Genomic DNA, 23,617 nt, shown 5'->3' with positions numbered 1-23,617 from the left:
TAATTCACTTTGAATTTTTTTTATAATAAAAAAATGCCGGGACCAATATTAAACCTAAAATTAAAATATTCCCAATCCACAAAAATGTTAGACTTGTAAAGTAAGTTTGCGGTCTAAATTCAAAAGTAATTTTATGTTTACCTGCCGGAACTTGAATACCTCTTAAAATATGATTTGTCTGATATATTTCTGTTTCGTTCCCGTCAACCAAGGCTTTCCAACCTTTTGGATAATAAATTTCGGATAACACCATAAACTGTTCAGTATCAGTATTTGATTCAAGTTCAATAAAATTTGGATTTTGTTCTACTGTCTTTATTTCACCTTTCCCGTTAAAATTTGCGTTTTCCAATTTCTCGGTGTTTAGTATCAATGCTATAGAATCCGGCTTGAATTCATTAGTGTTCATAAACAAAACAATGCTTTCCGGTGAGTTCATTTTTTTACTTCATTTACAAACCAAGCTTTTGGTAAGGCATTACTATTATTGTACATAATTTCTTTTCGTTCATTATCTTGAGCCGCAACGGTTAAGAAAGGATAATTTAATTGTGCGGGAACAATTATATATTTCCCGTTCATCATATTAATAATATTCCAATTTATTTTATCTTGTGATTGAGCGGCATAGAGATTATGTGCGATAACGTCCTGAATTATTTGCAGTTTAATTGCGCTGTAACCGCTTATCAAATTATAAAAATAAGCGTAGTGATTGCTTGTAAAATCTCTACCTAAAACAATTGCCCTCATTGATTTATCGGCATTCTGTAAAACTTGCGTAATTGATGAAGACTTAAATTCCGATTTTTCCATTTGTTCCAGATTGTTAAGAGGAATTATTGAGTAAGCTTTTTTAGAGATTGTAAATAGTTCGAAGGAAGAAATCACGAATATCAATAAAACAAAAACAGTTGTGTTAATTTTTTTATAAATGAATGCTGTAATTATCCCAATTGCCAAAATTAAAATGATTATTAAATTCTGTAAGTCATTTGATAAAAGTTCCATTCGAATTTCTTTAAGAAGACTTATGGTATTTGCGTCGTATTGTCCGGCTTCATTTAAAGTTGTAAATTCATAGGATGAATAAGTGAAAAGTATTATTAGTATTGAGGTTAATCCAATAAAAAAAGTAATAAAGAATATTTGTTTATCCTTTTGTGTATTATTTTCAATAACGGCTTTTAATCCGTAACCTGAAAGAATTAAAATTACGGGAAAAGTGACATTTAGGATCATTGCAGGAGCGCGGAATTTTGAAAAATACGGTACATAATAAAAGAACAAACTGTATAAACTTTCGAAATGTTTACCGAAAGAAAGCAAAATGGAAAAAACCGCAAATGCAGCTAGACCAATTACAAATTTATCTTTTCTATTATAAATAACTCCAATAACCGCGAAAAGAAAAAGAATCATTCCCATTGTAGCGTAATTACCGCTGAATGGTTTTTGTCCCCAATATGCAGGAATTTGTCTTCCCTTTAACTGAGGATATTTATCGCCGTTATATAGTTCCGCAGAAATTCCACCAGAAAAATGAGGAAGAAAGAAATCAAATAATTCATTTGGAGAGAAGGACCAGCCGGTGGCGTATTCCAAATCAACGCCGCTTGCCTCTTTAGCTGTTTTTGCGTCTTCACCAATTTGTACGGGGTTTCCGCCTCTGATTGTGTATTTCGCGTATTCATTTGTAGTAAATAATGGCTGCGCCGTAGTTAGTAAAGTTAGAGCCAAAGCAATTCCAAATTTTAATATTAAATCTCCTGCTTGTTTAAATTCCTTTTTTACGAATAATAATATTGTTGGATAAACAAACAAAAAGAACAAAACAAGAATTGCATAAAAAATAATTTGAAAATGATGTGTACGAACAAGCCATGAAAAAATTAATGCAAATATTCCGGTACTGAGCCAAGTTTTATTTTCGAAAAAATAAGAGAAAGAAAGTATAAACCAAGGGAGAATCATTAAAGCTCTTAATTTAGAATTATGTCCTTCGCCAATCTGAGCTTGCCAATCTGGTAATAAAACAAAAGCAACTGCCGCAATAGCTGCCAAGTACCAAGGAATTTTTTTATATTTTAATAAATAATATATACCCAAACCACCTGCAAAGATGTACCAAAATCCCCAGTAAAATAATGTTCCGAGAAAAGATAAAAGAGAATCAATATGAATTAAAACAGGTGTAAGTCTATTATAAAGCGGATCTCCGCCAAATATTGCGGGATTCCATAATGCAGTTTCTCCGGTTTTTTCATTCCACTGAACCCAATTGTGAGTTTGACCTAAATTTGCCAAAACGTCTGTTCCCGTAGGTTGAACGTTTTTTGCGGCAAAAGGTAAAAAGAAATATAACAGCGGAATTAATATTAAAATTGCCGCAATTAAATCTCTGTACTTTTTAGGAACAGTTTCTAAGTAATTTGTACTTATTTTATCAGATTCTATTTTTTTGATTTTCTTTGTCATAATTTCTTAAATTTTTATTTATAAATTTTTGATATAGAAATATGTATTAGATTTATTTACATATAATCAATTTTTTTGATTTATAACTTCACCTAATATGAAACAAGGTTGAGATAACAATATAAAACTTATTTTTGTGTAACTTTTAATAAATATTGCGCGATCTTTTCTCCAGCGGTTCCATCGCCGAAATAATTATTTTGCTTGGAAGTTGGTAAAGTATTTATTGAATTTGAAATTTTCTGAGCATCGGTACCGGCAATAAAATTCCAATTATTTTCTAAAGTTTCAATCCATTCCGTTTCATCCCGTAAAGTTATGCATTGCTTTTGCAAAAAATAAGCTTCTTTTTGCAAACCACCGCTATCCGTCAATACTTTTTTGCAATATTTTAAAAGGGTTAACATTTCCAAATAGCTGATTGGATCTATAATTTTTACGTTATCAGAAAATTTAATGTTAGGCAGAAACTTTTGAGTCCGCGGATGCAGCGGAAGTAAAACCGGTAAATCTAAATTTGAAAATGCTGTAAATATATTTTGCAATCTTATCGGGTCATCTGTATTTTCTTGACGATGAATAGTTGCCAAATAAAATTCGTTTAATTCTGTAATTTGATTTAGGCTGAATTTTTCTTCAGCTAATTTTTGATAAAATAAAACCGAATCGAACATTACATCACCCGAAAAATATGATCTTTCTTTTAGTCCTTCTTTTTCCAAAAGGTGAATCGCGTTTTGTGTCGGGGCAAATAAAATATCGGAAATGTGATCAGTCGTAATTCTATTAATTTCTTCAGGCATTAATCTATTAAAACTCCTAAGGCCAGCTTCTACATGCGCGACTTTAATATGCAGTTTGCTTGCGGCTAAAGAACCCGCAATTGTTGAATTCGTATCGCCGTAAACCAAAACCCAATCCGGTTTTTCTTCAATTAGAATTTTCTCAATTCCTTCAAGCATAAGCGCGGTTTGTTTTCCATGATTACCTGATCCAACATTTAAGTTATAATCGGGAAGCGGTATTTTAAGTTCGTCAAAAAAGACCTTTGACATATTTTCATCGTAATGCTGTCCGGTGTGTAAAATTAAGTCTTTAATTTCCGGTATTTTTCTTAATTGTTTGCTTACAACCGCGGCTTTTACAAATTGAGGTCGCGCGCCGATAATTTCAATAATTTTCATTTAATTTCTTCATCAAATATTTGAGATAATTTTTTGGTAAGATTTTTTCTTGAATATTCTTCAACGTCAAATTTATAATTAAAAGTATTATTTAACCAATTATTGTACATTTCTTTGAATAGATTATAAGCTCCTTCTTCATCTTTGTAATCTAACATTTTTCCGCAGTCAGATTTTTTTATTATTTCATTCGCGTTTCCATAAACCGGACCAATGGCAAAAATCGGTTTTTTCGCGCCCAAATACTCGAAAATTTTTCCTGTTAAAAAGCCTTTATTGTTAGGAACGTCGTCAATAATTAAAAGAAGTACATCCGAGTTCTGTAAAATACTTGTGGATTCACTATGCGGAAGAAATCCTTTTTCCTTAACATAATTTTCTAGATTTAATTTTTTTACTTCATTAACAAATTCTGCGCAAGTTTTACCTGCAACAACAAACCGAAAATTTTCAATTTTTTCATCATGTATAAATTTTTTCATTGATGATAAAAATACATACGGAACTCTGGTTTTTGTAATTACTCCGGTATAAGCAATTGTGAAAATATCATTTTTTTCTCTTTCATTTGAATGAAAATCACTTTCATCAAAACCGTTTGGAATTACAAAATACTTTTTGTTGCCGATTTTTGATTTAAACAAATCAACAATATCATCACTTATCGTAATTAATGAATCGGCGTTTAGCAGGACTTTTTTTTCTAAGTTCCTATCAACTATTTTTGTTAAAAAATTTCTCTTTAAATTTTGATAATGTACAATTTCCATCCATGGATCACGGAAATCAGCCACCCATTTGAGCTTTGTGAACTTTGCTAATTTTTTTGCGATTAACTGAACAGTGTGCGGCGGTGAAGTTGAAAAAATTAAATCGACTTTTTCCTTACGAATAACTTTTAATCCTTCTTTAACGGCAAAATATTTCCACCCGATTTTCGCGTCGGGAATAAAAACATTGATTCGTATCCATTTAGAAATTTTTTCGGTCAAACTAAGATTTGTACTTTTTGTAATAACATCGCTCGGAATTTTGAAATTTTTATCTTTTCGGGTAAGAGTTTTATAAAGTTCAAATGGTTCAATTGCTTTGGTTTTATAAACTTTACATTCCGGTGGAATATCTTTCAACAAAGTTTCATCCATTACCGGGCAATCGGGATTTTCTACAGTAAGTATTATCGGTTTCCATCCATATTGAGGCAAGTATTTTGCAAATTTTAAAACTCTTTGAACTCCCGCACCTCCCGCCGGAGGCCAATAATATGTAATTATTAAGACTTTTTTCATTTATTCAAAATTGCTTTCGCGTAATTATTCCAGCTGAAATCTTTAGCTGAAATTGCGACGTTTTCCCTTGGAATTGGATTTGCAATGAATTTTTTCATCACTTCAAACATCGATTCAATATTTTCCGGTTCAGCTAAATAACCGTTAAATCCGTCTTTAATTGTTTCGGGGAAATGTCCTACTTTTGTAGCAAGCGACGGCAATTTAAAATTATATGAAATTGATTCAACTCCAGATGGCGTTGCGTTTAAGTAGAACAGCAAATTGCAGTCACTCACTTGAAAATATTTATGAACTTCGTCATTCGGTACATATTCATTTACTACCGTAACATTTTTTTCAATTCCCAATTCTTTAATTAAATTCAGCGGTTGATAATCTCTTTCATTTTTTGATTTTCGCAGAACAATTTTTTTTGCCGAATCAAAAATCGCGTTTTTTATTTTTGTAGAAAATTTATTTGAAGCTAAAGTATTCCAAAAAGATTCGCCTACAATTAAAAGCGAAACATCATCTCTTACATTCTGAAGTTTCGCGAAAGCCTTAATTACATTGTGCAAACCTTTATATTCTCTAATAAATCCAAAAAATAAAAAAACGTATTTCTTAAGATTTAATTCGGCTTTAGTTTTTTCAATATCAAAATCCGGATTTGGCTTAAACATATCATAAATAGGATGATAAAGTTTTATAACACTTTTACTTTTATCTGCCGCACGCATTCCGGTTTCATCAATGTAAAATTTTGTTTGAGGAAATACAGATTTTAATTCATCAAAAGTTTTGTAAGAATGAACAATGTATGAATCGGAATTTTTTAATCCGTATTTAATTAAAAATTTATCAATTGCGCTTGGTTCTTTCTGCGCTACAACGTGAAGATCAAAAATTATTTCGCCGGAAAAATTTTTCTTTATTTTATTTACAATATAACCAAGCGGCAAACCTTGAATTGCGATTGCCCATTGAATTATTATTATATCCGGATTTATTTTTAATAACTCATCAACAGTATCGTTCCACGAGAATGGATTATTGTAATTAGTAAGATAAATTTCAGAAATTTTAGTTCCATCAAGAGGATTTTTTTTAGAACTTTTATCAATAAAATCTCTGGGAATAAAAAAAGGATATTGCTGAGTCCAAGAAAAAATAGTTACTTCTATATTTTCAATTTCCGCGAATGCTTTTGCGAGTGATAAAGTATAATTTGCGATTCCGCCCTTGAATTTTGGACCCGGACCAAAAACGACTATTTTTTTCATTGGGAAAATTTCCAAATAGACATTTAACTAAACTTGCTCAAGAGCTTTATTATAAACTCTTTTCATTCCTTCTTCCAAAGAAATTTTTGGTTCCCAACCGAGTCTTTCTTTTACATAATCCATGTTGCAATATCGGGAATGAACGCCAACCGGTTTATCCAAAAGCGGTTTTATCGTTGGAACATATCCTGCAAATTTTGCAAAAATATTTATTAAATCTATAAATGTGGTAAGTTTTCCGGAGCCGATATTAATTGCTGAGCCATTATGAATTTTATCCATTGCCAAAAGCGTGCATTCCACAACATCGTCAATGTGAACAAAATCTCTGCCTTGCATTCCGCTTCCCCAAACTTCAAAAGGATTTTCTTTTCTTGCGGCGCGCGCTGCAATTGCCGGAACGGGATATGATAAATCTTGATCTTCGCCGTAACCGGAAAACGGACGAATACATACAACCGAAATTCCATAATGTTTTGCGGCTAAATGAGCTAAATATTCGCCGGTCATTTTCGTCCAGCCGTAAGTCATATCCGGTTTGCCCAAAATATCTCCGTTAACATTTACATCCGTTTCTTTTAATGCAACTGCGGTTTCTTCTTTCTGCAAAGAATTTGGATAAGCCGCGCTTGAACTGGGATAAAGAACTCTCTCGGGTTTTGCTTTTGTAACCCAATGAAAAAATTCCGCGTCAATTGCTAGATCTAAAGCAACCGCAAGAGGATCACCGTCAATTTTCGCTCTTCCTCCAACTATTGCGGCAAAGTGAAATACATCATTAAATTTTGTGAAATTTAAATTGTAGTTTTCCTTAAAAATATTTGGATTTTCCAAGATAGATTTAAGAAAAACTCTAAAATCTTTTTTAAAGAAAATTATTCTTTCATCACTGCCGAATATTTCCGCATCATTTATTTTTTTTGATGTTTTATCTTCAAGCCAAGTCGATGGATGTGTGCCGATTGATAAATCATCAACCGCAATTATTGTATCGTTTGAATTTTTCAAAAAATGCTTAATAAAATTTTTCCCTACAAATCCGCATGCACCGGAAATTAAATGATATTTCATTTTTACCTAATTATTAAAAATTTTGAAAATTATTTTTTTTCTTTAACGCCGTAATCATTTTCTTTATTGTTATTATGAACGAGCATTTCTCCAATTAATCCAAGCGAGAAAAACTGAACACCTACAATAATTAAAAGCGTGCCTAAATATAAAATTGGTCTGTTGCTTAAATTAACTCTATGTAAAAACCACAAAATCGTCAAATATCCGTCAATTAAAAATCCAATAAGAAAAGAAATCAAACCCAGTAAGCCAAAAAAATGAAGCGGTCTTCTAATATATCTGGTTGTAAAAATAACTGTAACCAAATCAATAAATCCTTTGAAAAACCTAGAAACTCCGAACTTGGTCTTTCCATATTTTCTTGGATGATGTTTAACTGGAATTTCACCAACTTTATAGCCTTTCCAATCAGCCAATACCGGAATATATCTGTGTAATTCTCCGTGAACATCAACATCTTTTACTACTTCTTTTCTATAAGCTTTTAATCCGCAATTGAAATCATGGATTTTAATACCGGTCATTACTTTTGTTACATAATTGAAAAAGCGCGAAGAATATTTTTTTATAAAAGGATCATGCCGTTTACGTTTCCAGCCTGAAACCAAATCGTAACCTTTTTCCAATTCGGAAATTAAATTTGGTATTTCGTTTGGATCATCCTGAAGGTCCGCGTCCATAGTTATTATTGCGTCGCCTGTTACATTTTGAAAACCAATATTTAACGCGGCGGATTTTCCGTAATTTTTTCTAAAACTTATGTACTTAATTCTATTATTAGATTTCGCTAGGTTTTTAATTACATTTAAGGAGTTATCAGTACTACCGTCATCAACAAAAAAAATTTCATAATTAGTAGAAATCTTTTCAAACTGTTCAACAATTTCTCTTGTCAATGTCGTTAATGATTCTTCTTCATTGAAAAGCGGAATCAGCACAGAAATTTTTTGAAATTTTGAAACAACTGAAACTGCACTTTTTTTCTCAGTCGGTCTATTTCGGTTATAGTAATATTTTCTTGGCTGAAAATTGCGTTTTGGTCTCTTTTCTTGAACTTGTTTTTTTTCAGCATCGCCGGTTTTTTCGGAAGTTCTGTTTTTCGATGAATTAACATTTGCGGAAGCTGAATTTGATGATTCCGAATTACCAATATTTTCTTCGTTACTCAAAAATACCTCAAATTAAAAATTCTTTAACTTCTTGTTTCAATTGCAAAAATAGAATATTAAAATTAACTTAATATATCTCTAAAATCAATTTAACAAGATTATAACATTTAAAGCAAAATGGGCGCAATAATTTATTGGGGAATAATAAGGACCGCGATATTAATTCCTTTACTTTGGCTGTTTTTGGATTATATTGAATATAAATTTTGGTGGGCAATCGTTTCAATTTCCGTTTACGCGGTAATTATTCATCCCGCGGTTATCCAATTCAATATATTTAGCGAAAATAACGCAAATGTTATAACCAATACTTTATGTTCAAGCTGCAAATATTTTGATGAAACGGCCGTTTTATGTTTAAAGTTGGATGAACATCCCACAGAAGATGAAATTCCATGTGAAGGTTCCGCTTGGGAACCGAAATGAAAAATTTAATTTTATAAACAAAAATGATATAAAGATAAAATCTCTAAAATTCTATCAATTAATCAATCGATTCCGAAAATAAAAAGTTGCCATCATTCCAAAAAATGTCATCTTTCAGTTTTTTAAGATCATTTTATTTAAATTTTCCACCGCATCCACAAACCGAGGTCCGGGACGAGAATATAAATCTGCATTTATAAAAAATATTCTTTTATTTACTACAGCTTTTAAGGTATTCCATTCCGGATAAACTTTCAGCAATTCATCAAATTTATTAGTGTTAGTTTCATAAAGAATAATATAGTCGGGGTCTCTTTTTAAAATTTCCTCACGGTTAAGCAAAGGGTAATTTATATCTTTATCTGCGGCAATATTTTTTAATCCGGCAAAAGTAATAATTTCATTTATAAATGAATTTTTCCCAACTGTAAATATTGGATTTGTTGATACTAAAAAAAGAGCGGTTTCGGCAACAATTACTTTGTGAGTTTCTTTGACTTTCGCAATTCTTAAATCCCAATTTTCTATCAAAGAATCCGCGTATTTTTCCCGATCTAATATTTTACTCATATCCTTTAATGTTTTTTTTATTCCCTTAAAATTTTTGGGATTAGAAACAAAAACATTGAAGCCAAGCTGTTTTAATTTATCGTAATCAAACTTAGAATTTCCCTCTACAGTAATAAATATTATATCAGGTTTTAATGTTACAATTTTTTCAGCATCAACAGTCAGCAAATCGCCTACTTTTTCAATACTTTTTGCTGAATCAGGATAATTGCAGTATTTTGTATTTCCGACAATTTTATTCCCGACCTTTAACGTAAACAATAATTCCGTTAAATTTGGAGCCAAAGAAACAATTCTTTCAATTTTTGATTTCGGCTCAAATGTTTTGCCTAAATCGTCCAAAATAAAGGACTTATTTACATTTGTTTCGGGATTTTCATTACAACTTAACAAAACAAAAAATAATAGAAATAATATTGATTGTTTTACGTAAAATTTTATTATCATAAATTCTTCTCACGCCAAATTTTCTAAAACAGCTTTGGTAAAATAAAAAGCCATAACCGCGGTTAAAATAATTTTAATTAAAATGCCAAGAATACTAAATGCAAAAGTAACTAAGCCAATCTTTACAGCTTCAGATTTTACTTTTCCGGCGAGCAATTCTCCTAGAATTGCTCCTAACAGCAATCCTAGCATCATTCCAAACGGAGGAAAGAAAAACATTCCGATAAGCATACCAATTATTGAAAAAACAATGCCTTTTTTAGAAGCTTTAAAACTTTTTGCTCCCATAAAAGGAAGTAAATAATCTAAAAAATAAACAGCGATATTCAAAAAAGCGACAATCACCAAAAATGAAGCGCTGAAAGTTGAAGCTTCGGCAAATTTCAAAAGCAGTAATGCCAGATATGCCAATGGAGGTCCCGGTAAACCGGGAATTATGCATCCGGCAAATGCCAATAAAATTAACATTATGCCTAATATTACTGCAAGGAAAAAAAACGATTCCATTTAGATATATTTCAAAATTATTGTGCTGTAAGATATGAAAATTGAACATTTAATTTTTAGAAAAGCTTAATCAATACTAAGTAAAATTTCTTGATTTTAACTTAAACTTAGTTATATTACTGAACAAATAAAGACTATTCTGCATTCTCACAATTTACATCCACATTTTAAGTCTTAAAATTAAGTTTGTCGATTTTAAAATATTCAGAACTTGGAGGAAGTATGAAAGAAGAAATTTTAATAATTGGTTCAAGCGGAACAATGGGTTTAGAAATAGCAAAAAAACTCATTGATAAAAATCAATTTGTCAGGGTTGCCGTAAGAGATCCGAATAAAGCGGAAAAAATGAATTTAAGAAATACTCAATTTGTAAAATTTGATTATTTTGATTCTGAAACATTTAGTCTAACCTTTAAAAACATAAAAAAATTACTGCTGGTTTCACCGCCTTCTTATTATGGAATTCAAGAAAAAGTTATAAACGCGATTAATTCCGCAATTGAAAATGGAATTGAACTGATTGTAAATATTTCCGCAATAAGTATAGAAAGTAAATTAGATAAGCCTTTAAAGGAAATTGAGAATCACATTAAAAAAAGTAAAATTCCGCACGTCTTCATTCATCCCAATGTTTATATGCAGAATTTTATGTATTTGTTTAAGGATTTTATTGTTTCGGAAGAGGAAATAGCAATTCCCGCCTCAAACGCCAAAGTTAGTTTTGTTGATATGAGAGATGTTGCCGATGTAGCTGTTTGTTCTCTACTCGATGAAAAGCTGAAAAATTCAACTTTCAAACTTACCGGAAGTCAATCAATAAATTTTCATGTTGTTTCCTTTTTATTTTCTGAAGCTTTAAATAAAAAAATTGATTATAAAGATATTCCTGAAAGAGTGTTCGAAAAATTACTTCAAAACGCAAATTGGACAAAAGAAACAATTGCTGGAACTTTACAATTATGTGAACATATAAAAGATGGGAAAATTGATTTTATCACAAATGATTTACAAAAAATATTAAATAGAGAACCGATAAAATTTCAACAATTTATTAATGATTATATTGAAATTTGGAAATAAAAACTTTATCTTATCCAAAATTATAATTAAAAAATTAAAGGAGGTAATATGGCACTAACTATGAAATATGGTCCGGTACTAGATCTTTGCAATAAATTTAATATGAAAGATGCAAAAGTTGAAGAAGCCGCAGGAAGTTTAAAAATAGCTGGAACGGTTCATACACAATATGAAAAAAATAAAATCTGGGATAAAATTAAAGAAATTGGCGGACAGGCGGCTTCAGATATGAAAGCTGATATTAAAGTTGAAGCAAAAGATTATTATCATATTCACAAAGTTGTAAGCGGCGATTCTTTAAGCAAAATGGCAAAAGAATATTTTGACGACGCAAAAAAATATATGGAAATCTTTAATGTTAATAAAGATCAGTTAAAAAATCCCGATTTAATTAAGGTTGGTCAAGAATTAAAAATACCTTTTGTTAGTTAATTTTGTTGAAAATATTTTATATTTTATAACCGCGGCATTTAAGCTGCGGTTTTTTTAATTAATAAAATGTAGAGTATGACAGATATTAAATCGCAAATCGAATATGATGAATTCATTGAATCCAACAGAGCCGCTTTGTTTTACTTCAGTACTCCTCAATGCAATGTTTGTAAAGTTTTAAAACCAAAAGTTCAAGAGCTTTTAAATGAAAAATTCCCCAAAATAAAAATGGCTTATGTTGATTGCGAAACAATGAAAGAAGTTGCGGCGCAAAACAGAATATTTGCGGTACCAACAATTTTGGTTTTCATTGACGGGAAAGAGTTTCTAAGAAAATCAAGAAACATAAGTTTATTGGAGTTTAGTGATGAATTAGAAAGACCCTATTCATTGTATTTTGGTTTATGGTGAGTATAAATAATTACTTTCAAAAATATTTTTCGCCTTAAGCAGTTTTTAAAAATTTTCACTCACTTTTAAGAAACCCTAATTAAAAATTTTCATCATACCTGTTAAAAATCGGAGAAAAAATGGCACAGCACAAAGCGGTAGTTAAACAAATACAAGGGATTTCAATGGTTGGCAAAGCTGATTCAAATCATTGGATTGCGATGGACGGTCCCGAAAATTTTGGCGGTAACAATGCAGGTACAAGACCGAAAGAACTTATTTTAATTGGTCTTGCAGGTTGTACAGCCGCAGATGTGATTTCCATTTTAGAGAAGAAAAGAATAAAATTAGCCGATTTTGAAATACAAATTTCCGCGGAATCCGCAGAATCGCATCCAAAAGTATTTACAAAAATTCACTTGGAATTTGTAATTACAGGAAAAGATATTAAAGAAACGGATGTTCAACGCGCGATTGAATTATCGCAAACGACATATTGCAGCGTTACCGCAATGCTTCAAAAATCTGTCGAAATTACGCATTCATATACAATTAAAGAAGAAAAATAAAATCTCATGATATTTAAGTATATTGCTTTCAATTTGCCAAATACTATTTTTATCATTATTTGAACCTTAAAATTATTTATTGTTTTAAAATGATAACGCGGAATGAAAAATCAAGATACTTTAGAAAGATCGATAGACGTTTATGAGATTCTTGAGCACTCAATGTTTTTATTGAAGAACTTGAAAAGAATTTGCTGAAAATAAAAATTTTTAACTTAAAATAAATTAATCCAATTCTAATTTTGCGGCGTAACTTTTATTTCTCTACAGCTAATTTTTTCTTAAGTTTATAAAAACCGACCGAAATCTGCATTATTCCCGCGAATAAGATAGTAAACGGCAAAGCTTTTTTGCCGTGTAAAAAATAATCAACGGCAATAATCAGTGAAATAATTCCATCTATAAAAATAAAGGTACTGTCAATCCATGGAATTTTCTCGGAAAGTTTATTTTTGAAAATGGTTAAAGAAATAACAATTAAGCCGAGAACAGCAAAAATAATATAGGAAGGATTTTGTAATCCATAATTATCGAACGCCGTTAAAAGAGCAATAAAACCGGTAATAAAATGAGATATGTTTTCAAGTTTCGACTTATTTTTACTCAACATAGAAATAATTACAAAAATGTTTTAATAAGGATTTTTAAAATATTGTTCGGGAATTAATTTCCTTCCTTTGTAGCCATCATTAATTCCGTGGTAATAAATAATTTTTTCTTCATCACTTTTCCAACATAAGTAAACTTCTTCATTATTTACAACTGCAGGAAAATCAACCAAGCCAACATTAAAATTCCAATCTTTATAAAAACATCCTATTTCTTCCAATTCTTCCATAAATCCGTTAATAGCATAAATTAAATTTTGTGCTTCTTGATTATTTTTTATATCTCCGTCAACAGAATCCGAAATTGTTTTTAATTCGAAACTGTGATCTAAAATATCCTTAACTATTTTTCTTACCAAAGGCAAAGTTCTATTTGCTTCTTGAGGGGTAAAATATTTTACGTCTTGATCAAACATTTCATTATTCTTTTTTATAAAAATTAGTTATAAATCTTTCATATTAGCAAGGCAATAAAATTAAATAGAAAATGGTATTTTTGTAATACTAATTGAATTATAAAATGTAAATCGAGGATTTATGAAAAAACTAATCGCATTAATATTACTTATAATTATTGTTTTTGCTTGCTCGCAAGATAAACAGCAAAAGTTTTCAGTTGTTCCCGAAAAACCTGAAACTGGAAATGAAATTACAATAAATTTTATTCCCGATAAAGAAAATTTAAAAAATGTTTCGGAAATGGAAATGTTAGTTTATTCTTTTGGAGTTGAACTTTTAAACACAAGCAAAGTAGTTTTAACTAAAGATAAAAACACTTGGACAGGGAAATTTAAAATTGATAATGAAACAAAAGGATTGATCGCAAAATTTAAATCCGGTGAAATTTTTGATGATAATGATCAGCTTGGTTATGTAATTCCGATTTATGACAAAGATAAAAATGAACTTGTTGGATTTAAAGCCGGCTTAGGTAACATATACCAACGTTGGGCAAGTGCAATAAGTTTGAAAAAAGACAGTGAATTGGCAAATAAATATTTCAAGGAAGAATTCGCCAAACATCCTGAATTGAAAGGTGATTTTCTTAATGGTTATGTGAGTTCTTTTCCTAAGAACAAAATCGACAGTGCGGCTTCTGCCGAAATTGAGCTAATTGAAGAAAAAGATAATTTATCTCAAAACGAATTGGAGTTTTTGGCAAATTGGACAAAGAACTTGGGCGATCATGTAAAATCATTAAAATATGTTGAACTAATTGAAAAAGAATATCCTCAATCAAATTTGGTTAAATCTAAATATTATACAAAATTCAGAAATATGTTAACCATTGAAAAAAAGTTAAATGTATTTAATGAATATGTTAAAATTGATAAGGATAGCGATTTACTTCAATATATGCTTTCGAGTATCGTTAGTCAGCAAGTAAAAGAAAATAAAATATCAAATGCCGAAAAGATGTTGTCTGATTATACAAATATGACGAATTCAAACATATACAATGGTATTGCTTGGAGATTGTTTGAAACCAAAAAAAATCTTAAAGACGCGTTAAAATATTCCGAAAAAGGAATCGAACTAGCGAGAAAAGAAGTTGAAAATCCAACCGGTAAAAAACCGCCTTACGTTGATGAAAGTGAATGGAAAACTTCTAAAAAGAATTCTTTGGCAATGATATTGGATACTTACGGAAATATTCAAAGTGAGTTGGGCAATAATAATGCGGCGGTTAAATCATTTGAAGAAGCTGTTCAAATAACCGAATCTGATATGTCAGAAATTAATGAAAGCTATATTTCGGCATTATTTAAATTAGGTGATTTTGAAAAGGTTAAACAGAAAGCCGAGCAATTTATTTCTGCGGGAAAAAGTACTAATAAAATGAAAGAAATTTTGAAAGAAGCTTTTATTAAAACCGGCGGAACTAAAGATAATTTAGATAAATATCTTGGTGAAATTAATGCAAGTGCAAATGAAAATATGAAGGAAAAATTAAAAAGCTCTATTATGAATAAACCTGCTCCAAAATTCACCTTAAAGGATCTTAAAGGAAACCCGGTAAGTTTGGCAGATTTTAAAGGACAAACAGTAATTGTAGATTTTTGGGCAACTTGGTGCGGACCATGTTTGCAATCATTTCCAATTATGGAAAAGGCGGTTAATAAATTTGGCAAAGAAAGAAATGTTAAATTTTTATTCGTTAACACTTGGGAAAGAGTAGACGACAAATTAAAAAACGCGACGGATTTTATTGCTAAAAATAAGTATCCGTTTCATGTTTTACTTGACGATAAAAATGAAGTTATAGATAGCTATGGAGTTGAAGGAATTCCTACTAAATTCATTATTGATAAAAATGGAAATATTAGATTTAAAAGCGTTGGATTGGAAGGAACAGAAGACGAAATTTTAGCTGAACTTGATCAGATGATCACATTGGTTCAATAATTATTTTCGACTTAGATATCCTTTAATGTCGTAATTTATTAACTTATAATTAAAAAAATAATTATTTAGGAGAGTTTAAAATAATGGCGGTTATTAAACCTTTTAAAGCATTTCGTCCTGCGGAAAAACTTGCTCATCTTGTAGCAAGCGTACCTTATGATGTTGTTAATAGAGAAGAATCGGCAAATCTTGCGGCAGAAAATCCATATAATTTTTTACGAGTTACAAGATCGGAAATAGAGCTTGCGGAAAACACGAATTCTTATGATAAATCCGTTTATGAAAAGGCAAGAGATAATTTTCAAAAATTTGTTAAGGAAAAATATTTAGTTCAAGATAATGAAGAAAGATTTTATATATATCATTTAACAATGGGCGAACAAAAGCAAGTTGGAATTGCGGCAACTTTTTCAGTTGATGATTATGAAAATGATATTATCAAGAAGCATGAAAAGACCAGAAAAGCTAAAGAAGACGATAGAACAAATCATATTATAACTACAGATGCTCAAACCGGCGCGGTTTTTTTAACGTATAAAGGAATAGATAAAGTAAATAAGATTATTGAAAAAACAATGGATGAAGTAGAGCCTATTTATAATTTTACTACCAATGATGGGATTATTCATAAAATTTGGATTCTTCCCAAAGAATATAATTCAGAAATAATTGATGAAATTGCCAAAACCAAATTTTTATACATTGCCGATGGACATCATAGAGCAGCGAGCGCTGCCAGAGCAAGAGCTGTAAAAAAAGAAAGTAATCCAAATCATAACGGTAAGGAAGAATATAATTTCTTTATGGCGGTTTTATTTCCGGCGGAACAATTAAAGATTTTGCCTTATAACAGAGTTATTTTTGATTTAAAGGGAATGTCGAATGAACAATTTTTAGATAAAATAAAAAATAATTTTACAGTCGAAAGTTCTGATTCAGCTTCACCAAAAAATGTGAAAAATATTTGTTTATATATTTCCGACAAATGGTATTTACTTAAACCTAATGAAAATGTTAAGAAAGCTGATAATTTCGGAGGAAATTTAGACGTAAGTATTTTGGAAAATTATCTGCTTAAACCTGTTTTGGGCATTGAAGATATTAGAACCGATACAACAATTGATTTTATTGGTGGTATTAGAGGAACATCTGAATTAGAAAAATTGGTTAAAAGCGGAAAAGCTAAAGCGGCATTTTCCATGTATCCCGTTTCAATAAATGATCTGATAAATATTTCGGATGCCGGAGAAATTATGCCTCCTAAATCGACTTGGTTTGAGCCTAAACTGCGTGATGGTTTGGTTGTACATATTATTTAAACAGTAAATTTGTATTTAATTTTATATTGTTTTTGTGTATCTAAGTAAAATACAAATATTGAGAAATTATATTTGATAAAATTTAATTGGTAGAAAATATATTGTACTTAACAATTCAAAAATTCAATAAGGAAAATTAAAATGAGTGAAAGAATTTATAATTTTAGCGCCGGACCGGCAGTTTTGCCGGAGGAAGTATTATTGGAAGCTCAGGCAGATTTGGTGAACTATAAAAATTTGGGTATGTCTGTAATGGAAATGAGTCACCGCTCCAAAGCTTATGATAACATTTTCAAAACGGCGGAATCAGATCTTAGAAAATTATTGAATATTGGAGATAATTATTCGATTTTATTTTTACAAGGCGGCGCTACATTGCAATTTTCTATGGTTCCTTTAAATTTAATGCCTCCAATTAAAAAAGCGGATTATATACTAACTGGCGCTTGGGCAAAAAAAGCCGCAAAAGAAGCAAAACGTGAAGGTGAAGTTTCAATTGCCGCTTCAACAGAAACAGAAAATTTCAATAGAATTCCAAAGCAAAATGAATTAAAACTCAATCCAGATGCGGCTTATGCGCATTATACTTCAAACAATACAATATTTGGTACTGAATTCAAATACATACCCGAAACAGGAAATGTTCCGTTGGTTTGCGATATGTCGTCGGACATGCTGCATAATTATTTTGACATAAACAAATTTGGATTAATATATGCCGGCGCTCAAAAAAATATGGGACCATCCGGAGTTACACTTGTAATAATTAGAAATGATTTGCTTGAAAGAAGCAGTGACAGTCTGCATACTTATATGAACTATAAAATTCACGTTGAAAATGAATCAATGTACAATACTCCTGCTACGTTCGGCGTTTATATTATGGGATTAGTATTTAAATGGATTTTAAATCTTGGCGGACTTGAAACAATGTATAAAATGAATGTGGAAAAAGCCGATATTCTCTATAATTATATGGATGAAAGCGACGGATATTATAAAGGTACCGCTGTTAAAGAAGATCGTTCATTAATGAATGTTACTTTCAGATTACCAAATGAAGATTTGGAAAAGAAAATTATTGCCGAAGCAACCGCTAAAGGTTTTTCCGGATTGAAAGGTCATCGATCTGTTGGAGGTTTAAGAGCTTCAATTTACAACGCATTCCCTAAAAAGGGTGTAGCGGATTTAGTTGAATTTATGGAAGATTTTAAGAAAAATAATTAAGATATTTAAAAAGTTACTTTGGCAAAATGTAAATTTGTAATGCAGAATAGATTTACGCTGCTGAAATGACAAATAATCTAATTTATTCTCTTAATAATTTGTGAAAAAAATTATGAAGAATGTTAAAATTATTTTCTCATTATTTATTTTAATATATGTTTGGGCTTGTTCAAGCAAGCCCAAGCCTAATTTAGAATTATTTAGTCCGGAAGCTTTTGCTTTTGATGTTGATAATTCTTGGGAAGTAAATGCAACAGTAAACGCAAAAGGTTTTTCACAATTTGATGCCGATGATAAACCCGGCATTAATTTATTTTACAAAGTAGATTTAATAACACCGGCAAATGATACGATAAAAGGAATATTCGATAAAAGTATTTTAATGAATGAAAAAAAAGATATAATGGATTTGCAATTAGAGGCACAAATTGAATTGGATTCTACTTTTACTTCAGGAGAATATAATTTAGTTTTTAATGTAAGTGATGAAATTTCAAAACAGACCAAATCAATTTTAATTCCGTTTACGTTAGAAAATTAATTATCGCAAAGAAAACCAGCCATCATTACTGAAGGTTTTCGTATTGATGTTGTACTTCTCAAAAAATGGAGGTGCAAAATGTTATACGAAAAGTTTATCAGATTAGTTGAAGATCACGCAGAAGTAATAACCAAGGAATGGATTAAAGAAGTAAAATCCAATCCCGCCACACTTGGCTATAAAAAAGTGGATGATGATACTTTAAAAACAAGAGTCCATAATGTTTACAGAAGATTAGGCGAATGGGTTTTGAACGCAGATCCGACCGATGCATATACCGCTGAATTCTTCATTGATCTTGGACGGCAAAGAGCCGCGGAAAATCTTAAGAATAGTGAAGTAATTTATGCGCTAATTTTAGCAAGGGTTGTTCTCTGGCGTTACATTATAAGTAATGGAATTATTCACTCGAGTTTGGAACTGCATCAATGTTTGGGATTTTACCAGCAACTGAATAATTTTTTTGATAAAGCAACTTACTATGTGGCAGTCGGATATGAAAGTTTACATTCAGCCGAACAAAATAAAATGAAAGAAGAAAAATTTGTAGACAAAACGGTTAAAGGAATTACCAACTGGTTTTTTAAGACAAAAGAGATTAAGTAAAATTTATTAAAGAATTAGTTTTCATTATTTTATACCGTATGATCTTAACTTTGTTGGTAGACATATAATGAAAATACTAATAGCGCCTGATAAATTTAAAGATTCTCTGTCCGCAAAAGAAGTTTGTGAAGGGATTGAGAAAGGAATTGGGATTTTTTCAAAAAAAATTAAAATAGAAAAGATTCCGTTAGCTGACGGAGGGGAAGGTTCATTATCAGCTTTGGAAAATAAAATTCCTTTCCGAAAAATTTATGTCACATCCGCAAATCCAATATTTAAACCAATTAAAACTTATTATGGAATTTATAAAAATTCCGCGTTTATAGAATTAGCTATGGCTTCCGGTTTGCAATTATTAAATTTTAAAGATCGCAATCCAATGTTTACAAGTTCATTTGGAACCGGAGAAGTTATTCTGGACGCGATTTCTAAAGGTTCAAAAAGGATATATCTTTTTATCGGTGGAAGCGCGACAAATGATTGTGGTATTGGTATTGCTTCAGCGCTTGGATATATTTTTAAGGATAAAAAAGGAAATGTTTTAAAACCGATCGGCGAGAATTTAATTAATATTAACAAAATCGAATTCACAAAAAATAAATTACTAAGTAAAATTAAATTTATTGTTCTGACTGATGTAGAGAATGTTTTGTTTGGAAAAAATGGCGCGGCACACGTTTACGCAAAACAAAAGGGAGCTAATGAAACAGATATAAATCAATTGGATAAAGGACTAAAAAATATTTCAAAAGTTATTAAAAATGAATTCAATAAAGATATATCCAAATTAAAAGGCGGAGGAGCCGCAGGAGGAATTGCGGCAGGTTTGTTTGCGTTTTGTAACGCGAAAATTGTAAGCGGAACGGAAACTATTTTAAAATTATTGGAATTAGATAAAAAAATTTCGAAAGCGGATCTTGTTATAACCGGCGAAGGATTTTTTGACAGCCAGACTTTAAAAGGAAAAATTGTTAAAGGTGTGGTTGATAAATGCAATAAATTTAATACTCCGGTTGGTGTTATTTGCGGAGATACAAATTTGACAAAAAAGGAATTTGAAAAATTGAATTTGGAGTTTGTAATTCCAATTAAAAGTAAAAAAATCACAAAAGAAGAGTCGATGAAAAATGCAAATATTTACTTAATTGAAAGGGCTCAATCAATTGCAAAAAATTCCAAAAAGTTAAAAGATGAATAATCTTAATCTAATTTAACTTTACAATTTTCTCAACAAAATTTAACAATGAATTATCTTTTACAATTTTCAAAACTTTTTGAATATCTAAATGTAATTCTCTATCATGTTCAAGTGGTTTAACTACTTCTCTAATTTTTTTATATGCTGCCGATGTTCCCTTGCCGCATTTTAATGGTTTTAAAAATTCAATTCCCTGAGAAGCTGTCAGCATTTCAATGGCAATAACAGTTTGAACATTTTGTAAAATTTGATAACATTTTCTTGAAGCAATTGATCCCATTGAATTGTGATCTTCTTGATTTGCGGATGTTGGAATTGAATCGACGCTTGCCGGATGTGACAAAGTTTTATTTTCCGAAACTAAAGAAGCGGCTGTATATTGAGCTATCATAAATCCCGAATTTAATCCGCCCTTCTTAGTCAAAAATCTTGGCAAATTACTCAACTGACCGTTAACCAATCTTTCAATCCTTCTTTCAGCTACATTTGCGATTTCCGATAGAGCAATTGCCATAAAATCCATAGCTAAAGCCATCGGCTGTCCATGAAAATTTCCACCTTCAATATGATCTCCTTCTTCAGGAAAAATTATGGGATTATCATTTGCTGAATTCAACTCAATCTCAACTTTTGAATAAACATAATCAATTGCGTCTTTTGAAGCACCGTGAATTTGCGGTATGCATCTAAGTGAATATGAATCTTGAACTCGTGTATCATTTATTAAATGAGATTTTCTAATTTCACTATTTTTAATCAATGACAGCATATTTTTCGCTGTTTTCAATTGTCCTTCATACGGCCTCAGATAATGCAGACGAAGATCATAAGCTTTATCTGTAGCGCGTAATGCTTCGTGACTTAAAGCCGCGCTTATATCAGCTTGTAATGCTAATTTCTTTGCCTGAATTGAAATGAACGCGCCGAAAGCCGTCATCATTTGAGTGCCGTTTACCAAAGCTAAACCTTCTTTGGCACCTAATTTTATAGGAGCTAAATTTAGTTTCCTTAATAATTTTTTTGTCGAAACCGGCTTAGTAAAACTTGTTGTCTTACTGTTAACAAAATCAAATTTCTGAGATTTACCTTTTCCTATTAATGAAAGTACCAAATGCGAAAGCGGAGCGAGATCACCGCTTGAACCAACTGATCCTTGTGATGGAATTACGGGAATTATATTATTATTGATAAAATTCAAAAGTAATTCCAAAGAAGAAAGTTTAATGCCGGAAAATCCTTTTGCCAAAGCGTTAGCTCTAAGAAGCATCATAATTTTAATAATAAATGGAGGAAGATTTTCTCCAACTCCGGCAGAATGACTTACAATTAAATTCTCCTGTAGTTTTTCAATATCTTTTTTGGATATTTTAACATTTGAAAATTCGCCGAAACCGGTTGTAACTCCGTAAATTACCTGTTCTTCCTCAATCCATTTATCAATTAATTTTCTTGCTCGAATAACTTTATTTTTAGAATCTTTACTTAACTCAACTTGGGGATTTTCATTAAGGAAAAATTCAATTTTTTCTAATGTTAAACTATTTCCGTCAATTATTAATTTTTTATTTATTGGCATTGAAAAATCTCAAAATTTGTTCGTGAATTTGTTTAGATGTTTTATATTCCAAAGTAATTCCAAAGTCATCATAAGTTGTTTTCAGATCATCGACAAGAGAATGAACTTTTGCTACTAAATTGCCTTTTGAATGATCAGTGCGAATTTTATTTGTTACAAAATTCTGTTCATAATACTTAACAAATATTTCTTTTAAACTTCCTATGTTGATTCCGCGTTCTGCGGAAATTAGAATACAATTTTGGAAGTGATTTTTTACATAATCTATCTTGCTTTTATCTTCCAATGCGTCAATTTTGTTAAATATCTTTATGGCTGGTTTGTCATTACAATCGAGACTTTCCAAAGTGTCTTCAACTACTTTTATATGATCTTCAAAAAATGGATTTGTAATATCAATTACGTGAAGAATAAGATCGGCTTCTTTTACAACATTCAAAGTACTTTTGAATGAAGCGACCAAATGATGAGGAAGTTTACGAATAAAACCAACCGTATCAGTTATTAAAATTTTTTTCTTTGGTGATAATTCCAATGATCTTGTTGTAGAATCTAAAGTCGCAAATAGTTTATTTTCAGCAAGAACGGCTGCTTCAGTCAGTAAATTCAACAAAGTTGATTTACCCGCGTTTGTATAGCCTACAATTGTAACTTTTAAAAGTTCTTCGCGAGCCAGACTTTTTGTTTTTTGCTGCGATTCAATTTTTTGTAATTTTTCTTTAAGTGAACTTATTCTGGTTCTAATAATTCTTCTATCGGTTTCAATTTGTGTTTCACCGGGTCCTTTTGTTCCAACACCGCCGTATTGTTTGGAAAGATGAGTCCACGCTCTTGTAAGTCTTGGCAGTATATATTGCAGCTGCGCGAGTTCAACTTGTGTTTTGGCCTCGTTGGTTTTTGCATGTTGAGCAAAAATATCCAAAATCAGTCCGGAACGGTCAACAACTTTTCTGTTAATTAATTTTTCCAAATTTCTTAACTGTGTTGCAGATAAATCATCGTCAAATATAATTAAACTTATGTCATTCATTTCCGCAAGTTCGGCTATTTCTTCGGCTTTTCCTTTTCCAACATAAAACGCGGAATCCATTTTAGTTTTATCCTGCACAATTTTCAGAATAGTTTCCGCGCCGGCTGTTTCGGTTAACATTTCAAGTTCAAGTAAATGTTCATCAATTCTTTCTTTGGAAATTTCTCTAGTTTTTAGTCCGACAAGAATTGCTCTATCTATTATTTTTTGGGTTATTTCAATCATA

Annotated in this window: 24 protein-coding genes; 11 read left to right on the top strand and 13 right to left on the bottom strand. The window is 30.8% G+C overall.

Annotated elements, in window-relative coordinates:
- Positions 1-4: 4 nt before the first annotated feature.
- From IPK06_12415 to IPK06_12385, 7 genes are all read right to left on the bottom strand, one after another.
- Entirely contained in the window at positions 5-439 is a 435-nt protein-coding gene (locus tag IPK06_12415) for a YfhO family protein (protein MBK7980775.1), read from the bottom strand.
- Positions 436-2,478 (bottom strand): hypothetical protein, encoded by a 2,043-nt coding sequence (locus tag IPK06_12410; protein MBK7980774.1) that lies wholly within the window; start codon positions 2,476-2,478, stop codon positions 436-438. The genes IPK06_12415 and IPK06_12410 overlap by 4 nt, the downstream gene beginning before the upstream one ends.
- 128 nt (positions 2,479-2,606) lie before the next feature.
- Complete coding sequence (wecB, locus tag IPK06_12405; GenBank protein ID MBK7980773.1) at positions 2,607-3,662, bottom strand: UDP-N-acetylglucosamine 2-epimerase (non-hydrolyzing); 1,056 nt, start codon at positions 3,660-3,662, stop codon at positions 2,607-2,609.
- Positions 3,659-4,951 (bottom strand): glycosyltransferase family 4 protein, encoded by a 1,293-nt coding sequence (locus tag IPK06_12400; protein ID MBK7980772.1) that lies wholly within the window; start codon positions 4,949-4,951, stop codon positions 3,659-3,661. Before IPK06_12400 ends, wecB begins: the two co-directional genes overlap by 4 nt.
- Complete coding sequence (locus tag IPK06_12395; GenBank protein MBK7980771.1) at positions 4,948-6,216, bottom strand: glycosyltransferase; 1,269 nt, start codon at positions 6,214-6,216, stop codon at positions 4,948-4,950. The genes IPK06_12400 and IPK06_12395 overlap by 4 nt, the downstream gene beginning before the upstream one ends.
- Before the next feature lie 27 nt (positions 6,217-6,243).
- Complete coding sequence (locus IPK06_12390) at positions 6,244-7,287, bottom strand: NAD-dependent epimerase/dehydratase family protein (protein ID MBK7980770.1); 1,044 nt, start codon at positions 7,285-7,287, stop codon at positions 6,244-6,246.
- 29 nt (positions 7,288-7,316) lie between these two features.
- A complete protein-coding gene (locus tag IPK06_12385) occupies positions 7,317-8,441 on the bottom strand; it encodes a glycosyltransferase family 2 protein (protein MBK7980769.1) in 1,125 nt (374 codons plus the stop codon).
- 135 nt (positions 8,442-8,576) lie between these two features.
- Here IPK06_12385 and IPK06_12380 point away from each other — a divergent pair, with 135 nt between their 5' ends.
- A complete protein-coding gene (locus tag IPK06_12380; GenBank protein ID MBK7980768.1) occupies positions 8,577-8,885 on the top strand; it encodes a hypothetical protein in 309 nt (102 codons plus the stop codon).
- A gap of 114 nt (positions 8,886-8,999) precedes the next feature.
- Here the strand turns inward: IPK06_12380 and IPK06_12375 are convergent, their stop codons facing one another.
- A complete protein-coding gene (locus IPK06_12375) occupies positions 9,000-9,902 on the bottom strand; it encodes a cobalamin-binding protein (GenBank protein ID MBK7980767.1) in 903 nt (300 codons plus the stop codon).
- 9 nt (positions 9,903-9,911) lie between these two features.
- Positions 9,912-10,409, bottom strand: coding sequence for a DUF456 domain-containing protein (locus IPK06_12370; protein ID MBK7980766.1), 498 nt, complete (start codon positions 10,407-10,409; stop codon positions 9,912-9,914).
- Between the two features lie 222 nt (positions 10,410-10,631).
- On the opposite strand from IPK06_12370, the gene IPK06_12365 reads away from it, so the two are divergent.
- The 4 genes from IPK06_12365 (at position 10,632) to IPK06_12350 (ending at position 12,880) form a co-directional block, all read left to right on the top strand.
- On the top strand, positions 10,632-11,489 hold the full coding sequence (locus IPK06_12365) for an NmrA family NAD(P)-binding protein (protein MBK7980765.1): 858 nt from the start codon (positions 10,632-10,634) through the stop codon (positions 11,487-11,489).
- Between the two features lie 48 nt (positions 11,490-11,537).
- Positions 11,538-11,921 (top strand): LysM peptidoglycan-binding domain-containing protein, encoded by a 384-nt coding sequence (locus IPK06_12360; GenBank protein ID MBK7980764.1) that lies wholly within the window; start codon positions 11,538-11,540, stop codon positions 11,919-11,921.
- 75 nt (positions 11,922-11,996) lie between these two features.
- Positions 11,997-12,332 (top strand): thioredoxin family protein, encoded by a 336-nt coding sequence (locus IPK06_12355; protein MBK7980763.1) that lies wholly within the window; start codon positions 11,997-11,999, stop codon positions 12,330-12,332.
- A 119-nt stretch (positions 12,333-12,451) separates the two neighbouring features.
- Positions 12,452-12,880 carry an OsmC family protein gene (locus IPK06_12350; protein ID MBK7980762.1) on the top strand — a complete coding sequence of 143 codons (429 nt, stop codon included), beginning with the start codon at positions 12,452-12,454 and terminating at the stop codon, positions 12,878-12,880.
- Positions 12,881-13,136: 256 nt separating this feature from the next.
- Here the strand turns inward: IPK06_12350 and IPK06_12345 are convergent, their stop codons facing one another.
- Both IPK06_12345 and IPK06_12340 read right to left on the bottom strand, forming a co-directional pair.
- On the bottom strand, positions 13,137-13,490 hold the full coding sequence (locus IPK06_12345) for a hypothetical protein (protein MBK7980761.1): 354 nt from the start codon (positions 13,488-13,490) through the stop codon (positions 13,137-13,139).
- Positions 13,491-13,511: 21 nt separating this feature from the next.
- Positions 13,512-13,904, bottom strand: a complete 393-nt coding sequence (locus IPK06_12340; protein MBK7980760.1) for a DUF2203 domain-containing protein — start codon at positions 13,902-13,904, stop codon at positions 13,512-13,514.
- A gap of 121 nt (positions 13,905-14,025) precedes the next feature.
- Between IPK06_12340 and IPK06_12335 the strand changes: the two genes are divergently transcribed.
- From IPK06_12335 to IPK06_12310, 6 genes are all read left to right on the top strand, one after another.
- A complete protein-coding gene (locus IPK06_12335) occupies positions 14,026-15,894 on the top strand; it encodes a TlpA family protein disulfide reductase (protein ID MBK7980759.1) in 1,869 nt (622 codons plus the stop codon).
- Positions 15,895-15,977: 83 nt separating this feature from the next.
- A complete protein-coding gene (locus IPK06_12330) occupies positions 15,978-17,213 on the top strand; it encodes a DUF1015 domain-containing protein (GenBank protein MBK7980758.1) in 1,236 nt (411 codons plus the stop codon).
- A gap of 141 nt (positions 17,214-17,354) precedes the next feature.
- The gene (gene serC, locus IPK06_12325) at positions 17,355-18,440 is read left to right on the top strand and encodes a 3-phosphoserine/phosphohydroxythreonine transaminase (GenBank protein ID MBK7980757.1); all 1,086 of its coding nucleotides are present in this window, start codon (positions 17,355-17,357) and stop codon (positions 18,438-18,440) included.
- Between the two features lie 112 nt (positions 18,441-18,552).
- On the top strand, positions 18,553-18,981 hold the full coding sequence (locus tag IPK06_12320) for a hypothetical protein (protein MBK7980756.1): 429 nt from the start codon (positions 18,553-18,555) through the stop codon (positions 18,979-18,981).
- 78 nt (positions 18,982-19,059) lie between these two features.
- A complete protein-coding gene (locus tag IPK06_12315; GenBank protein MBK7980755.1) occupies positions 19,060-19,587 on the top strand; it encodes a hypothetical protein in 528 nt (175 codons plus the stop codon).
- Between the two features lie 67 nt (positions 19,588-19,654).
- A complete protein-coding gene (locus IPK06_12310) occupies positions 19,655-20,785 on the top strand; it encodes a glycerate kinase (GenBank protein ID MBK7980754.1) in 1,131 nt (376 codons plus the stop codon).
- Between the two features lie 7 nt (positions 20,786-20,792).
- On the opposite strand, the gene hutH is transcribed toward IPK06_12310, so the two are convergent.
- On the bottom strand, positions 20,793-22,361 hold the full coding sequence (gene hutH, locus IPK06_12305; protein ID MBK7980753.1) for a histidine ammonia-lyase: 1,569 nt from the start codon (positions 22,359-22,361) through the stop codon (positions 20,793-20,795).
- The gene (gene hflX / locus IPK06_12300; protein ID MBK7980752.1) at positions 22,348-23,616 is read right to left on the bottom strand and encodes a GTPase HflX; all 1,269 of its coding nucleotides are present in this window, start codon (positions 23,614-23,616) and stop codon (positions 22,348-22,350) included. Before hflX ends, hutH begins: the two co-directional genes overlap by 14 nt.
- Between the last annotated feature and the right edge of the window lies 1 nt (position 23,617).

This window comes from Ignavibacteriota bacterium, from assembly GCA_016713565.1.
GTDB lineage: Bacteria > Bacteroidota > Ignavibacteria > Ignavibacteriales > Melioribacteraceae.
This window is presented reverse-complemented; position numbering and strand designations above follow the sequence as displayed.